This is a genomic window from Fictibacillus sp. UD (assembly GCF_043558025.1).
Classification (GTDB): Bacteria; Bacillota; Bacilli; order Bacillales; family Fictibacillaceae; genus Fictibacillus.
The window spans coordinates 73768-88426 of record NZ_JARUHH010000011.1 but is presented as its reverse complement, the minus strand read 5'-3'; the positions used below and the strand labels follow the sequence as shown (position 1 = coordinate 88426).

General features: G+C 39.2%; 13 protein-coding genes and 1 pseudogene. 13 read left to right on the top strand and 1 reads right to left on the bottom strand.

Features of this window, described 5'->3' with window-relative positions; all coding sequences use genetic code 11:
• From P8610_RS15605 to rnc, 10 genes and pseudogenes are all read left to right on the top strand, one after another.
• A pseudogene (locus tag P8610_RS15605) lies at positions 1-621 on the top strand (hypothetical protein); the annotation flags it as partial.
• A gap of 94 nt (positions 622-715) precedes the next feature.
• Positions 716-1378, top strand: coding sequence for an L-serine ammonia-lyase, iron-sulfur-dependent subunit beta (gene sdaAB, locus P8610_RS15600; RefSeq protein ID WP_289495731.1), 663 nt, complete (start codon positions 716-718; stop codon positions 1376-1378).
• A 12-nt stretch (positions 1379-1390) separates the two neighbouring features.
• Positions 1391-2278, top strand: coding sequence for an L-serine ammonia-lyase, iron-sulfur-dependent, subunit alpha (sdaAA, locus tag P8610_RS15595; protein ID WP_289495730.1), 888 nt, complete (start codon positions 1391-1393; stop codon positions 2276-2278).
• A 3-nt stretch (positions 2279-2281) separates the two neighbouring features.
• The gene (gene recG, locus P8610_RS15590) at positions 2282-4318 is read left to right on the top strand and encodes an ATP-dependent DNA helicase RecG (RefSeq protein WP_394605150.1); all 2037 of its coding nucleotides are present in this window, start codon (positions 2282-2284) and stop codon (positions 4316-4318) included.
• Positions 4319-4489: 171 nt separating this feature from the next.
• On the top strand, positions 4490-5062 hold the full coding sequence (fapR, locus tag P8610_RS15585; RefSeq protein WP_394605149.1) for a transcription factor FapR: 573 nt from the start codon (positions 4490-4492) through the stop codon (positions 5060-5062).
• A 6-nt stretch (positions 5063-5068) separates the two neighbouring features.
• The gene (plsX, locus tag P8610_RS15580) at positions 5069-6067 is read left to right on the top strand and encodes a phosphate acyltransferase PlsX (protein WP_394605148.1); all 999 of its coding nucleotides are present in this window, start codon (positions 5069-5071) and stop codon (positions 6065-6067) included.
• Positions 6068-6070: 3 nt separating this feature from the next.
• Positions 6071-7027 carry an ACP S-malonyltransferase gene (fabD, locus tag P8610_RS15575; RefSeq protein ID WP_394605147.1) on the top strand — a complete coding sequence of 319 codons (957 nt, stop codon included), beginning with the start codon at positions 6071-6073 and terminating at the stop codon, positions 7025-7027.
• Entirely contained in the window at positions 7014-7754 is a 741-nt protein-coding gene (gene fabG, locus P8610_RS15570; RefSeq protein WP_394605146.1) for a 3-oxoacyl-[acyl-carrier-protein] reductase, read from the top strand. Before fabD ends, fabG begins: the two co-directional genes overlap by 14 nt.
• Positions 7755-7846: 92 nt before the next feature.
• The gene (gene acpP, locus P8610_RS15565) at positions 7847-8080 is read left to right on the top strand and encodes an acyl carrier protein (RefSeq protein WP_066240701.1); all 234 of its coding nucleotides are present in this window, start codon (positions 7847-7849) and stop codon (positions 8078-8080) included.
• Between the two features lie 185 nt (positions 8081-8265).
• Positions 8266-8976, top strand: a complete 711-nt coding sequence (gene rnc / locus P8610_RS15560; protein ID WP_394605151.1) for a ribonuclease III — start codon at positions 8266-8268, stop codon at positions 8974-8976.
• A 47-nt stretch (positions 8977-9023) separates the two neighbouring features.
• Here rnc and P8610_RS15555 read toward each other — a convergent pair whose 3' ends face one another.
• Positions 9024-9248, bottom strand: coding sequence for a DUF1128 domain-containing protein (locus P8610_RS15555; protein WP_289495724.1), 225 nt, complete (start codon positions 9246-9248; stop codon positions 9024-9026).
• Positions 9249-9460: 212 nt separating this feature from the next.
• Here P8610_RS15555 and smc point away from each other — a divergent pair, with 212 nt between their 5' ends.
• The 3 genes from smc (at position 9461) to P8610_RS15540 (ending at position 14650) form a co-directional block, all read left to right on the top strand.
• Positions 9461-13027 (top strand): chromosome segregation protein SMC, encoded by a 3567-nt coding sequence (gene smc / locus P8610_RS15550; protein ID WP_394605145.1) that lies wholly within the window; start codon positions 9461-9463, stop codon positions 13025-13027.
• A 13-nt stretch (positions 13028-13040) separates the two neighbouring features.
• On the top strand, positions 13041-14030 hold the full coding sequence (gene ftsY, locus P8610_RS15545) for a signal recognition particle-docking protein FtsY (RefSeq protein WP_066240710.1): 990 nt from the start codon (positions 13041-13043) through the stop codon (positions 14028-14030).
• A gap of 296 nt (positions 14031-14326) precedes the next feature.
• The gene (locus P8610_RS15540; protein ID WP_289495723.1) at positions 14327-14650 is read left to right on the top strand and encodes a putative DNA-binding protein; all 324 of its coding nucleotides are present in this window, start codon (positions 14327-14329) and stop codon (positions 14648-14650) included.
• The last annotated feature ends 9 nt before the right edge of the window (positions 14651-14659 follow it).

The window sequence follows — 14659 nt, the reverse complement described above, 5'->3', positions numbered from 1 at the left end:
GAGGGCATTGAAGAGATGTTTTCTTCAATGGGAGCGTCTGTCATACAAGGTGGACAAACTATGAATCCGAGTACGGAGGATATTGTTAAAGCCATTTCTGAGGTTAATGCTGAAAAGGTATTTATTCTTCCAAACAACTCAAACATTATTATGGCATCTGAACAGGCTGCCAGTGTGGTTGAGCAGGAAGTGGTAATTATCCGTACCAAAACCGTACCACAAGGAATTGCTTCTATCCTAGCTTTTAATCCTTCTGCTGATATGAAGGAAAATGAGAAGAAGATGAATGAAGCGATCTCCTCAGTGAAATCTGGACAAGTAACCTATGCGGTTCGAGATACTTCGATTGATGGTGTCGAAATCGCAAAAGGTGATTTCATGGGAATCTCTGAAGGGAAAATTATCTCTTCAAAGACTGACAAACAAGAAGTGACGAAAGAACTTCTAACGAAGATGTTAGATGAAGATTCAGAGATCGTAACGATTATTTACGGTGAAGATAGTTCGGAAGAAGAAGCACAGGAACTTGCTGAGTTTATTGAAGAAAAGTTTCCAGATGCTGAAGCTGAGATTCATAACGGAAAACAGCCGATCTATTCATTCATTTTGTCAGTAGAGTAAAAATGAAAAGTATTCTCTCTTAAACTTAAAGTATGATAAAGTTAAGAGAGGATACTTATTTTATTGGGAAAAAACGCATTTGAAGGAGATCGTCATGAAATATAAAAGTGTGTTTGATATTATCGGTCCCATTATGATTGGACCGTCTAGTTCGCATACAGCTGGTGCTGCAAGGATTGGAAGAGTTGCAAGGAGCCTGTTTGGGAGAAAACCAAAATATGCAACGATTTCTTTTTATGGCTCGTTTGCAAAAACCTATAGAGGTCACGGGACAGATGTAGCGATTGTTGGTGGAATTCTAGATTATGACACTTTCGACACTAGGATTGTGGATGCGCTTACAATCGCAAAACAAGAAGGAATCAAAGTAACGATGACTGCTGAAGATGCAGTTACAGACCATCCGAATACAGCTCGAGTCATCATTGGTGATGAGAACGACAAGATTGAGGTTGTTGGAATTTCAATCGGTGGCGGAAAAATCGAGATTACCGAATTGAACGGTTTCGCTTTAAGGCTGTCTGGAAATCATCCTGCTCTTCTAATTGTGCATAATGATAAATACGGAGCGATTGCAGGAGTCGCAAATATTTTAGCTAAGCATGAAATCAATATCGGTCATATGGAAGTATCGCGAAAAGAAAAAGGGAAAGAAGCACTGATGGTTATTGAAATCGATCAAAATGCCGATAACATCATCATTGATGAATTAAGTTCTCTCCCGATCGTTCAACAAGTAGTAAAGATACACGATTAAGAGGTGAGAAGAATGTTTCGTAATGTAGCTGAATTAATAGAATTAGCTGTATCAAAAAAATGTAAAATCTCTGAGATTATGATCCAGCAAGAAATGGATGTAACGGGCCGTTCAAGAGAAGAAGTTCTTGGATTCATGGACAGAAATTTAAAAGTTATGGAAGAAGCAGTATTGCGCGGAATTACAGAAGATGTGAAGTCTCATTCTGGTTTAACTGGTGGTGACGGTAAGCTTCTTCAAACGTACATTAAATCAGGTAAATCTCTTTCTGGTGAATTGATGCTTGATGCTGTGAGTAAAGCGATGGCTACAAACGAAGTGAATGCAGCGATGGGTACTATCTGTGCAACACCGACAGCTGGATCTGCAGGGGTTGTTCCTGGTACGTTGTTTGCACTAAAAGAAAAATTGAATCCAACACGTGAACAGATGATTGAATACTTGTTCGCCGCTGGAGCATTTGGCTTTGTTGTTGCAAACAATGCATCAATTTCTGGAGCTGCTGGAGGATGTCAAGCAGAAGTAGGATCAGCAACAGGTATGGCAGCCGCCGCGATCGTTGAACTAGCAGGGGGAACACCTTCTCAATCTGCTGAAGCAATGGCTATCGCTTTAAAGAACATGCTAGGGCTCGTATGTGATCCGGTAGCAGGCCTTGTAGAAGTTCCATGTGTGAAAAGAAACGCGATGGGTGCAAGCAACGCGATCGTTGCTGCTGATATGGCTCTTGCGGGTATTGTTAGCCGTATTCCATGTGACGAAGTAATCGATGCGATGTATAAAATTGGTCTGACGATGCCATCAGCACTCAGGGAGACTGCACAGGGCGGTTTAGCAGCTACTCCTACAGGAAGAGAGCTCGAGGCAAAAATCTTTGGCATACCGCTAAACGAGAAGTAAGAGATGCTGACTCAATCCATTACAACCGTTACGGGAATAGGGGAAAAGAAAGCGGAAGAATTAGCAAGCATGGGTATTCATTCTGTCGAAGATCTTTTAGAATATTTGCCTTATCGATATGAAGATTACCAAAAGAAAGATTTAGCAGAGATTGCGCACGATGAAAAAGCAACGATCGAAGGGAAGGTTCACTCAGAACCTTCTCTGCGTTATTTTCCGAAGAAAAAATCCAGACTATCTTTTAAAATGTTGATTGGGAAGTATTTAATTACGGCTACTATTTTTAACAGACCTTTCTTAAAGAATCAAATATCATTAGGTCAGACATTAACAGTAACCGGCAAGTGGGATCGCAATAAAATGACTCTAACTGTAAGTGATGTGCATTTTGGAGCATTTTCAGATGACCGAAAAATTGAACCTGTCTATTCAGTTAAAGGATCTCTTTATGGAAAGACGATGCGTAAAATCATCGATCAAGCGTTTCGTCAATTTTCAGGATTGATTGAGGATCCGATTCCGAAAGAACTGCGAGATACATACCGTCTGCCTGATAAAGAATCCGCTCTAAAAATGATGCACTTTCCTGAAAGCTTTCAAGTCTTAAAAGCCGGAAGAAGAAGACTTGCATATGAAGAGTTGTTACTTTTCCAATTAAAGATGCAGATCTTTCGAAAATGGAACAGGCAGCAGTCAGAAGGAGCATCGCTAAAGTTTGACAGGGAAGAAGTTGACGCGTTTACTCGTTCTTTGCCGTTTCAATTAACAGAGGCGCAGCAAAGAGTAGTAGAAGAAATTTTAAGAGATTTATCTGACACAAGCCGTATGAACAGACTCCTTCAAGGAGATGTAGGTTCAGGGAAAACAGTTGTTGCTGCCATTGCTCTTTATGCAGCGGTTACAGCTAACAAACAAGGGGCATTGATGGTGCCTACGGAAATTCTCGCTGAACAGCATTTTCAATCATTAAAAGAACTCTTCGCCCCTTTTGGAATATCAATTGCCCTTTTAACTTCTTCTGTAAAAGGAAAACTTCGCAAAGAAACATTGAGTCTTTTAAGCCAAGGTGAGATTCAGATCATGGTCGGTACGCATGCTCTTATACAGGACGAAGTGAATTTCAATAACTTGGGCCTTGTAATTACGGACGAACAGCATCGATTTGGAGTAAACCAAAGAAGGGTGCTGAGGGAAAAAGGAGAAAGCCCAGACGTGCTCTTTATGACGGCAACTCCCATACCGAGAACGCTTGCTATATCAGCGTTTGGAGATATGGATGTTTCAACGATTGATATTATGCCGGCCGGGAGAAAGCCGATCATCACCCATTGGGCTAAACATGGAATGTTAGACCGCGTTCTTGATTTTATAAGAAAAGAAATCGAGAACGGAAGACAGGCATATGTCATTTGTCCTTTAATTGAGGAATCTGAAAAAGTCGATGTTCAAAATGCGATAGATGTTCATGCACAATTGAGCAGCTACTTTCAAACATATGATGTTGGTTTGATGCACGGCAGGCTCCATCCATCGGAGAAAGATGAAGTGATGAGAAGGTTTGCGGCGAATGTATGCCAAGTTCTTGTTTCAACTACCGTTGTCGAAGTTGGAGTCAATGTGCCTAATGCTACAGTCATGGTCATTTATGACGCGGAAAGATTTGGATTATCGCAGCTTCATCAGCTAAGAGGCCGGGTTGGCCGGGGCAGTGAACAATCTTATTGTGTTCTTATCGCTGACCCGAAAACGGAAGAAGGGCAAGAGCGAATGAGGATCATGACAGAAACGATAAACGGATTTGAGCTCTCGGAGAAAGATTTAGAGCTTCGAGGACCTGGAGATTTCTTTGGAAACAAACAAAGTGGTGTTCCCAACTTTAAAGTAGCAGATCTTGTTCACGATTATCGCATTCTTGAAACGGCTAGGAACGATGCTGCAAGGCTAGTAAATACAGATGAATTCTGGAACGATGATTCTTATGAGCCAATTAGAGAGATATTAACTAGGCAAGGTGTTCTTGATAAAGAAAGACTAGATTAATCTTGAAAGAAAAGAACTGATACTATATACTACTATTAGTACCAGCTCTTAATAGCAGAAAGATAATGATGCAGGTACGCGTAATGCGATACCTGCTTTTCTACGCGCTGCATATGGACTCAACTATCTTTCTCATAAATGAGACCTTTGTATGGAAGAAGGAAAAAATTTATGAAAAAACCAAAAAAAGAGCGGCAAGAGCTGCTAAGAGAGACAATTAAAATAACTCCTTTTATTACAGATGAAGAATTGGCAGATAAATTCAGCGTCAGTGTTCAGACGATCAGGCTTGACCGCCTTGAGCTTTCAATTCCTGAACTCAGGGAAAGAATTAAGTCTGTTGCCGAAACAAAACTGGATGATGTTAAAGCTCTGCCGATTGAAGAGGTTATAGGAGAGATCATTGACCTTCAACTCGATGAATCAGCAATTTCAATTTTAGACATAAAAGAAGAGCATGTATTTTCACGTAATAAGATTGCAAGAGGACATCACGTGTTCGCTCAAGCCAATTCACTTGCTGTGGCGATCATTAATGATGAACTTGCACTGACTGCAAAGGCCAACATTCGTTTTTCTCGTACGGTTAGAGTAGGAGAAAGAATAATTGCCAAGGCTAGAGTAAGAGAAACGGGTTCAGAGAGAACGATTGTAGAAGTAAACAGTTATGTTGAAAAAGAGCTTGTTTTTAATGGCGAATTTACGATGTACAGATCAACACTTGATACAAAGGAAGGAAGTTAATTCAGCATGAATATCGCGATTGATGCAATGGGCGGCGACAACGCACCACAGGAGATCGTTAAAGGTGCCTTGCTTGCTGTTGAACAATACCCAGAGCTCTCCATTACACTAGTAGGAGACCAGGATCAAATTAAAAAGTATTTGCCAGAGAATCACTCATTCAACATTATACATACGGTTGAAGTGATTGAAACATCTGAAGAACCTGTGCGTGCCGTTCGCCGCAAAAAGAATTCATCAATGGTTCTAGCTGCAAATGAAGTGAAAACTGGAAAAGCGGATGCATATATCTCTGCTGGCAATACAGGTGCTTTGATGGCAAGCGGATTATTTTACGTTGGACGTATTAAAGGTATTGAAAGACCAGCGTTATCGCCTACGCTGCCTACATTGGATGGTAATGGATTTTTGTTCTTAGATGTAGGAGCTAATATGGATGCGAAACCAGAACATCTTTTACAGTATGCACTGATGGGTTCGGTCTATTGGCAGCAAGTTAGAGGTGTTGATAAGCCAAGAGTCGGTCTGTTAAACGTTGGAACAGAGAGCGAAAAAGGAAATGCTCTAACAAAAGCGGCATTTCCCTTATTGCAAGAAGCAGATATTAACTTTGTCGGAAATATAGAATCAAGAGATTTGTTAATGGGTGCTGCGGATGTAGTAGTTTGTGATGGTTTTGCTGGAAACCTGGTGCTTAAATCTATTGAAGGAACCGCGATCAGTATGTTTTCCATGATAAAAGAACAGCTTACATCAAGCTTCACATCTAAGCTTGCAGCAGGCGTACTAAAACCTAAACTTCGCGGAATTAAAGATAAACTTGATTATACGGAGTACGGTGGGGCAGGATTATTCGGTCTTGCAGCGCCAGTTATTAAAGCTCACGGTTCTTCAAATGCTAATGCTGTGTTAAATGCCATTAGGCAAACAAAGAACATGGTAGAGAAGAACGTTGTAAGCACAATTCAAAATCATATACAATCTGATAATCAAAAGGAGGATTAACGGATGGGTAAAATTGCCTTTCTTTTTCCTGGACAAGGTTCTCAATTTGTAGGTATGGGTAAAGAGTTAATTCATCAAGAATCCTCAGCTAAAGCTATATTTGAGAAAGCAGACGAAAAGCTTGGTATGAACCTTTCAAAGATCATATTTGAAGGTCCAGAAGACATTTTAAAGAAAACAGAAAACACACAGCCTGCATTATTAACTGTTTCAACTGCTGTTCTAGAAGTGTTAAAGCAGCATGGAATTACACCTGATTTTGTAGCTGGACATAGCCTTGGTGAGTATTCGGCACTGGTTGCTGCAGGGAGTCTGTCTTTTGAAGACGCTGTATATGCTGTAAGAAATCGAGGTCTGTTAATGGAAGAAGCGGTTCCTGCGGGAGTAGGAACTATGGCTGCTGTAATTGGATTTGATCAAGAGCGTTTAGAAGCCATAACTGCAGAAGTTTCAACTGGAGGCGAGAGCGTTCAAGTTGCGAATTTGAATTGCCCGGGACAGATTGTTATCTCCGGGACAGTAGGCGGGGTTGAAAAAGCGAGTGCTTTAGCAAAAGAAGAAGGAGCAAAAGTCATTCCACTTCAAGTAAGCGGTCCTTTTCACTCATCACTTATGAAACCTGCAGCTGAAAAATTCCAAGAAGTCTTGGATCAGGTTGCAATTAACGATGCTAAAACACCTGTAATTGCAAATGTAACCGCGAAATCTATTACGTCTAAAGAAGATATTAAACATAAGCTGATCGAACAGCTGTATTCACCTGTGCGCTGGGAAGAAACAGTGAGAGAGCTGATGGAACAAGGTGTAGATACTTTTGTGGAGATCGGACCAGGAAAAGTATTGTCTGGGCTTGTGAAGAAGGTAAATAGAAGAGCAACTGTTATTGCAGTTGGTGACTTGGAAACGATTCAGTCTGCTGTAGAAAAACTGAAAGGAGAATCTGTTGATGCTGGAAAATAAATCAGTTTTAGTTACAGGTGCTTCCCGCGGGATTGGACGTGCGATTGCCCTTTATTTTGCAAGAAAAGGAGCAAAAGTAGCTGTCAATTATTCTGGCAGTGAAGCGAAAGCAAATGAAGTAGTAGAAGAAATTAAAGCAAATGGGGGAACAGCATTTGCTATAAAAGCAGATATCTCTTCTTCTGATGATGTAACAAATATGGTTAAGACGGTTGTCAGTGAATTTGGAAGTCTTGACGTGCTTGTAAACAACGCAGGAATTACGAGAGATAATCTATTAATGAGAATGAAAGAAGAAGATTGGGACGCTGTTATAAATACAAACCTAAAAGGTGTGTTTCTAACAACAAAAGCAGTTACAAGACAGATGATGAAGCAAAGACAAGGACGCATCATCAACATTGCGTCAATTGTTGGAGTATCAGGAAACGCTGGTCAAGCGAATTATGTTGCCGCAAAAGCAGGTGTGATCGGTCTTACAAAAACGGCAGCTAAAGAACTTTCTTCTAGAGGAATTACAGTCAATGCGATCGCTCCGGGCTTCATTGAGACTGATATGACTGGAAAATTAGAAGAAGGTATTAAGGAAGATATGTTAAGAAACATTCCGCTTGCACGTTTTGGACAGCCGGATGATATTGCTGCAGCTGCTGCCTTTTTAGCAAGTGACGCAAGCTCATACATTACTGGCCAGACCCTTCATGTTGACGGCGGAATGGTGATGTAAATCCTAAGAAAGATGTCTTTTAAAAGACTCTAAATCCCTCTAGTTTTTTAAAGGGAAAAAGCATATACTAATGAAAGGAGGTGACACACAAAATGGCAGACGTTTTAGATAGAGTTTCAAAGATTGTTGTGGACCGTTTAGGTGTTGACGCATCTGAGGTTAAACCTGAAGCTTCCTTTAAAGAAGATCTAGGTGCTGACTCTCTTGATGTAGTAGAATTAGTAATGGAACTTGAAGATGAGTTCGAACTAGAAATTTCTGATGAAGATGCTGAGAAAATTGCAACTGTCGGTGACGTTGTAAATTACATAAACAGCAAACAATAAGTGTATGACGGATAAAGTCCCGTGTAAATTAGCGGGGCTTTCTTCCCTTTTAAGAGCAAAAAACAAATTTAAGCAAAATAGCCCTTTTACGAGATTTTTGGAGGAAGTTTATGAAAGGTTCAAAACAACATTCAACACAAAAGAAAACGGTGAAAAACCGGTTTAAATCCGCTTCCAAAAAGGGCATGGATGACAAGGTACGCATTCAGAAAGTTGCCCCGGTTCAGGAGCGTTTAAGCATTAAATTTGAAAATGAAAAACTGTTAGCTCAAGCATTTACGCATTCATCATATGTGAATGAGCATCGAGGAAGAACATTCGAGGATAATGAAAGACTTGAATTTCTCGGTGATGCCGTTCTGGAATTGACCATTTCTCAATATCTATACAGCAAATTTACTAATATGAGTGAAGGAGAACTTACAAAATTAAGAGCAGCGATCGTCTGTGAACCATCCTTAGTTTTGTTTGCAAATGACCTTCATTTCGGAGATTTTGTACTATTGGGAAAAGGTGAAGAGAATACTGGAGGAAGATCTAGACCAGCTCTTTTAGCAGATGTATTTGAAGCATTTATCGGAGCTTTATACCTTGATCAAGGGCTCGAAAAAGTAAAAGAGTTTTTAAATCAGTATGTGGTGCCCCGAATAAACGAAGGTGCTTTTTCTCATGTGATGGATTTTAAAAGCCAGTTACAAGAATATGTTCAGCGTGAAGGATTAGGTCATATCGATTATAGAATCATTCAGGAAAAAGGACCGGCACATAACAGGGAGTTTGTGTCTGAAGTTAGATTAAATGAAGCTAGTTTTGGAATCGGATATGGAAGATCTAAAAAGGAAGCTGAACAGCACGCAGCACAGGAAGCAATTGAGAAAGTTGCTAAAAAAAGCTAAACAAAACCCCCTTTAAATTGGCCCTTTGCCGTTTAAGGGGGGTTCTGTTATTTTGTTTTAAGCGATGCGAGTTCTTCTACGATTCCTTCCATGTCTCGAATGCTGAAGGATGGCATCTTCATTACCATGTCATATAGTTCTTTGATCTCATCGTACTTTGATAATTCATAGTCTTCTGGTTGAATAAGTCCGCTGTTAACAAGCTGTAGTTTCTTTTTTAATCCTTCAATCATAAATGATAAGTTTTCATGATTATGAGTTGTCAAGTCCATGAATGGGGCTCCTTTATTTACACAAATTTTCATGTGAGATTTGAATCGATCACATGACAGGTTTCTAAACACACTTCATTTTAGCACACTGCAATCTTTGTGACTATGTGAGAGTGAATCTATGATAAAATATAAAGGTTAGAGAATGAAATACATATCTCAAAAAATTAAAATCTGGTAAACATAAAGCTGGAATAAAGGGGGATTTAAAGATGTTCCTCAAACGAATTGATGTAGCAGGATTTAAATCATTTGCAGAGCGGATACAAGTTGAATTTGTACAAGGGGTTACGGCTGTGGTCGGCCCAAATGGAAGCGGCAAAAGCAACATTTCAGATGCTGTACGCTGGGTTCTTGGTGAGCAGTCAGCTAAGTCATTGCGCGGATCTAAAATGGAAGATATCATCTTCGCAGGAAGTGATAATCGCAAAGCCTTAAATGTAGCGGAAGTCACACTTACATTAGATAACGAAGATCAGCATCTGCCGCTCGATTATAATGAAATATCTATTACAAGACGAGTGTTTCGTTCAGGTGACAGTGAATACTTAATTAATAAACAACAATGCCGTTTAAAAGATATTGTTGAGCTTTTTATGGATTCGGGGTTAGGAAGAGAAGCTTTTTCTATAATCGGACAAGGGCGTGTTGAAGAAATCTTAAGCAGCAAGTCTGATGAACGAAGAAAGATTTTTGAAGAAGCAGCGGGTGTATTAAAGTACAAATCCCGTAAGCAAAAAGCGGAGGCTAAACTTTCAGAAACGCAGGAGAATCTGAATCGTGTTGAAGATATACTTCATGAACTCGATACCCAAGTTGAACCTCTTAAAATTCAAGCATCGATCGCAAAGGATTACCTCGAGAAAAAAGAAGAGCTTGAAGTCGTAGAAACTGCTGTGCTTGTTCAAGAAATTGAAGATCTGCACTTTCGGTGGGAAAAACAAAAAACTCTAGTAGCCGAACTGCAAAGACAAGAAGCTGACCTATCGGTAAAAGTAAAACAAGGTGAAACAACCATTGAACGTGCAAGGCTTGACATGCAAGCGATGGATGAATCAATAGACGAATTGCAAGGTGCCCTTCTTTTAGCTAGTGAAACCTTAGAAAAGCTTGAAGGAAAAAAGGAAGTCTTAAAAGAACGCAAAAAGAATTACGTTCAAAATAAAACTTCACTCTTAGAACAGATTCAGCAGCTAAAGACCAAAAAAGAAGATTTAAAAACACAATTGGTTGCTGAAAATGAAACGTTGCAGATGAAAGAAAAAGAGTTGAAAAACGTTAAAAAGCAAGTGAAAGATGAAGAAAGCCGATTATCTGTATTAGAAATGGATGTAGAAGCTGAACTTGAAAAACTAAAGAGTGATTATTTTGAGCGTCTAAATGAACAAACAACGATTAAAAACGAGATGCGTTATATTGAGGATCAAGCTAAGCTCCAAAGTTTTAAAAGCAATCGTCTCGATGAGGAAAACACAAAATTTTTAGAGCAAAGAGAAGAGCTGAAGGCAACTAAACAAGAAGCAGAAGCAGCATATAAAAAAGCGGAAAAAGATCTGAAATTAAAACAAGAAGAATACCAATCTTTAAAAACTGAAATCTCAGTAGAAGATCAAGAGAACCGTGGCCTTCAAGAGAAATTGTACCAGGCTTATCAGTTTATACAGCAGTTTAAATCTAAAAAAGAAATGCTCGAATCTATGCAAGATGAGTACGCTGGATTTATGCAAGGCGTTAAGGAAGTGCTGAAAGCCAAACAAACTAAATTAGCCGGAATAGAAGGCGCTGTGGCTGAACTTCTGACTGTACCGTCTGAAATAGAAACGGCAATTGAAACAGCACTAGGAGCTTCCATGCAGCATATCGTTGTGGATCACGAGCAGAATGCAATGAAAGCTATTCAATACTTAAAACAATCAAGAGCAGGAAGAGCGACATTCCTGCCATTAAATGTTATAAAAAGCCGTTACGTCTCAAGTGCTGATGTCCAGCAAGCAAGTTCTGTAGATTCATTCGTAGGCATCGCTTCAAACCTTGTTCAGTTTGATCAAAAGTATAATAATATCGTCGGTAACTTATTAGGTAACATTATTATTTCTAAAGATTTAGCGGGTGCCAACGCAATTGCAAAACAGGTGAACTACCGGTATCGAATTGTAACACTTGAAGGTGATGTAGTTTCTCCAGGTGGATCGATGTCTGGAGGTAGCTTAAAACAAAAAAGCAGTTCCTTATTAAGCAGGCAAAGAGAAGTAGATTCACTTACCGAGAAAATTACAACCATGGAAAAGCAAACGCTTCAGTTAGAAGAAAAAGTTTCTGAACTGCGAAATAAAATTTCAAAGAAAAAAGATAAGCTTGAAACACTTCAAACGGAAGGTGAGTTTTTAAGAGAACAAGAGCAAGAACTCAAATCTTCTTTAAGGGAAGTAGAAATTCAGGAAAAAAGCTTAAATGACAGGCTTCAGTTATATGACCGAGAAAAACACTCTTTTGAAACGGAGAAATCTGCTGCTGATACTAGGATTGTTGATCTGCAAAGTAAACTCGATGCTGCTGTAAAATCCGGAAAAGAACTTGAAGAAACAATCGCAGATTTAACTGAGAAAAAGAAGAGTAATCAGAGTTCAAAAGAAGAACTAAGAGAAACGCTGACCTTATTAAAAATAAAGGCAGCCGAACTAGAACAGCAAGTTGTTAACCAAAGAGAAAAAAGCTCAAGGATACAAGAAGAGTTTCAGAATGTTGAAAGCAAGAGCAAGGAAACAGAAGAAGACTATTGGCTTCTTGAAGAGGAAATGAATTCTAGCTCATCAGGGGAAGATTCTCTTGATGAACAAATCCAACAAAGAAGACATGAAAAAAATAACGCTGTTAAACTAATCGCTGAGAGAAGAAAAGAGCGAACAGAATCATTCCAATCCATTGAAAGTATGGAAATCGGATTAAAAGAAGCAAAGCGACAATATAAACAGTTGAGTGATGGTCTAAAAACCGAAGAAGTCAGCATTAATAGACTTGATGTTGAATTAGAATCAAGACTTACTCATCTTCGAGAAGAATATGAGCTTTCCTATGAAGGAGCAAAACAAAAACACAGGCTGGAAATTCCCTTAGAAGATGCAAAACGTAAAGTGAAATTAATAAAAATGGCTATCGAAGAGCTTGGTGTAGTAAACATTGGAGCGATCGAAGAATACGACAGAGTGAGCCAGCGTTTTGATTTTCTTACAGAACAAAGGAATGATTTAACGGAAGCGAAGGATACACTGTATGGTGTGATTTCCGAAATGGATGAAGAGATGAAGAACCGTTTTGAAGAAACATTCACTGCCATACGTTCTCACTTCAGTGTCATTTTTAAAGAGTTGTTTGGCGGAGGACGTGCTGATTTAGTGTTAACACAGCCAGATGATATGCTTGCTACAGGTGTTGATATTATGGCACAGCCACCTGGCAAAAAGCTGCAGCAATTAGGGCTCCTCTCTGGTGGGGAACGTGCTTTAACGGCGATCGCATTGTTGTTCGCAATCCTTAAAGTAAGGCCGGTGCCTTTCTGTATTTTAGATGAAGTTGAGGCAGCACTTGATGATGCAAACGTAAACCGTTTTGCCAAATATCTGCGTGCTTTTAGCAAAGAAACGCAATTTATTGTCGTAACTCACCGTAAGGGTACAATGGAAGAAGCAGATGTACTGTATGGAGTGACCATGCAAGAGTCAGGTGTATCGAAACTTGTTTCAGTAAGGCTAGAAGAAACAAAAGAACTTGTAACATCATAGGAGGAAATTGACCGTGAGTTTTTTGAAACGTTTAAAAGAGAAATTTTCAAATCAGCAGGCGGATGAATCATCCGAGAAATTTAAAAGCGGACTTGAAAAAACAAGAAATTCTTTTTCATTTAAAGTAAATGATCTTCTAAAAAGGTTTAGAAAAGTGGATGAAGAGTTTTTCGAAGAATTAGAAGAAATTTTGATTGGGGCAGATGTTGGAGTTCATACTGTTCTGGATATCATTGATGAACTTAAAGATATTGCCCGCACACGTAATATTCAAAATCCGATGGAGCTGCGTTCAGCGATTTCTGAAAAATTAGCTGAAATGCTTCAAAAAGATGAGGGTGACAATAAACTTAACCTTCAGACAGATGGAATGACAGTTATTTTATTTGTTGGTGTTAATGGTGTTGGTAAGACGACAACGATCGGAAAACTTGCTCATCAGCTCAAAAGTGATGGTAAGAAAGTGATTTTAGCAGCAGGAGACACATTCCGTGCTGGTGCTATTGATCAGTTAGAAGTTTGGGGAGAACGTGCTGGAGTAGATGTGATTAAGCATCATGAAGGTGCAGATCCTGCTGCGGTAATCTATGACAGCATACAAGCGGCAAAGTCCCGTAAAGCCGATGTTCTGCTCTGTGATACTGCTGGAAGATTACAAAATAAAGTGAACTTAATGAACGAATTATCTAAAGTAAAACGTGTAATCGAACGTGAAATACCTGGAGCTCCACACGAAGTACTGTTAGTGGTGGATGCAACAACAGGACAGAACGCGATGAACCAGGCGAAAACATTTGGTCAATCCACAGACGTAACAGGTTTAGTTTTAACAAAACTTGATGGAACAGCAAAAGGCGGAATCGTTTTAGCCATACGCCATGAACTTGATATACCAGTTAAGTTTGTAGGTTTAGGTGAGAAAATTGATGATCTTCAAGAGTTTGACGCTGATCAGTTTGTTTATGGATTGTTTGCGGGAACGGAAGAGGAAGAAGCAGAGTAAAATCTGCTTTTTTTTGTTTGGTGCAGAAAACAGATTCAATTCCACCTTAGACAGACACATTTTTAGGACATGTCTGATAATCACATAAAAAAACTGCTTGATCACATAAAAAAACGTATTAATCACATAAAGAATCGGGACAATCACATAAAAACAGGTCGCAATCATATATTTTTGCTTTTCCCCTGTATTTGGGATACTGACACTATGATGTTAAGAAAAAAACTTGACATCTAAATGCAAGGGTTGTATAGTATTCACGTAAAGGCATTTCACTTAACAAGGGTTGTGAGAAAATGCTCGATAAAACAATGAGAATTAATTATCTATTTGATTTTTATCAATCATTATTAACCCCTAAACAAATGAACTACATGGGTTTATACTATTTGGACGATTATTCTCTCGGTGAAATTGCTGAACAATATAATGTCAGCCGCCAGGCCGTTTATGATAATATTAAACGGACAGAGGCGATGCTGGAAGAATATGAAGAAAAGTTAGGGCTTTTTGCAAAGTTTCAGGAACGTGAACAGTTGCTGTCATCTTTAAGAGAGCTTCTGAAAACTGAACCTGATAACGTAATTGCAATTATCGATCGCCTTGAAAATATGGAATAGGAGGCGTTC